Below are 1,662 nucleotides of genomic sequence, written 5' to 3'. Positions count from 1 at the left end.
TGAATTCCCGCGACTCATAACAAGGAAACTTGCTCAAAAGATTGATTGTATAATCTTTAGAGCACTTTTTTATTCCCTTTATCCTCGTTATGTGTTATTATTATCGTAACGAGGTGAGAACGATGACGAAAAAGAAACAACCTAATTTGATTAAACAATTCGATAAGCGGACTGGAAATACCTACTTTTATGAATCCATTGCTTATTGGGATTCTGAGAAAAAACAATCACGTGCTAAACGAAAATTAGTCGGTAAGCTTGATCCTGAAACAGGTAAGATGGTTCCGACCGATGGTCGAATGAAAAAGAAAAAAACAACCGCCGTTTCTATGCCACTCTTAACAGAAATTAAACGTTCCTTTTATGGGGCAACTTATACTTTGTCTCAACTGGCAAAAGAAGTTGGTTTAACAGAAGATTTAAAGGCTATGTTCCCTGATGATTATCAAGCATTATTAGGGTTAGCTTATTATTTGGTTTTAGCTCCTTCTAGTTCGATGCAGAAATTTAATCAATGGGCCGAACTTCATCATCTGCCGTTTGATTTAAGTAGCTTAACCTCACAACGGATTAGTGAGTTGTTTCAGCGAATTACCGAAAAAGAAAAACAAGCTTTTTTTAAGGCTCAAGTTGCGCGTCAATCAGAGGAGTCCTATTGGTTTTATGATACCACCACGATTTCAAGCTATTCACAAAAGTTACGCCAAGTGCAGTATGGGTACAACAAGGAAGATGACTTACTCGCTCAACTTAACCTAGCACTATTATTTGGGAGTGAGTCTAGACTTCCTGTTCTCTATCGACCGTTAGCTGGCAATATACCCGACGCTAAAACCTTACCTTGGCTGATGAGTTTGTTTGATGAGTTAACGGATCGCCCGATTCAACTCGTTTTAGATCGTGGGTTTTATAAAGCGGAGAATATTTTGTTGATGTGTCGTGAAGGCATTACCTTTATTCAAGGGGCCAAAGTATCGCTTAAGTATGTGAAAGAAGCTTTGAGTCAACTGGCACCCACGATGGAACATCCTCAACACTATGATGGTGCGACCAATTTATATCGTCAACAACTTACCATCAATCAAGTGTTCAAAGCATCGGAAACATCCGGTTATCCGGTGACCCTCCATGCTTACTTAAATAGTGAGCGAGCTACCGAGGAACGCATTCGCTTCCATAAACAGCTTCAGGATTGGGAACGCGAATTACAAACGAATCACTTAATTGAAGCTCATCAAAAGGCTTATAACACTTACTTTAAAGTCACAAAAGAAAAAGGTAAGGTCGTCTCAGTGAGCATGAAGGATGAGGCAATCGCTGAGAAGTTAGCTTATGCGGGCTATTTTGTTTTGTTGTCGAATAGTCGGATGACAAGCGCTCAAGTACTCAGTCATTATCGAGACAAAGATCAAGTTGAAAAAGCCTTTATGAATTTAAAAGACCGCTTGAATATGCGACGGTTAAGGGTTTCTTCCGAACGGGGATTAGAAGGGAAAATATTTGTACAGTATTTAGCTTTAATTTTAGTGTCGGAACTAAAACGTCGGATGGAACAAGCAAATTTGTTTAAGGAGCATACGTTAGACGAAGTGTTAGAAGCGTTCAATCGGATTGAATGTTTTGTGCATCCTTCGTTCGGTATGACCATTGGAGAAATACTTC

General features: G+C 39.3%; 1 protein-coding gene. It reads left to right on the top strand.

Annotated features, from left to right (window positions below; all coding sequences use genetic code 11):
• Nucleotides 1–122: 122 nt before the first annotated feature.
• The coding region (locus tag GSA01S_RS10080) for an IS1634 family transposase (protein ID WP_066127237.1) at nt 123–1,662 on the top strand (1,540 nt) is incomplete at its 3' end.

The sequence above is a fragment of the Globicatella sanguinis NBRC 15551 genome, assembly GCF_001552295.1.
GTDB classification, from domain to species: Bacteria; Bacillota; Bacilli; order Lactobacillales; family Aerococcaceae; genus Globicatella; species Globicatella sanguinis.
This window is presented reverse-complemented; position numbering and strand designations above follow the sequence as displayed.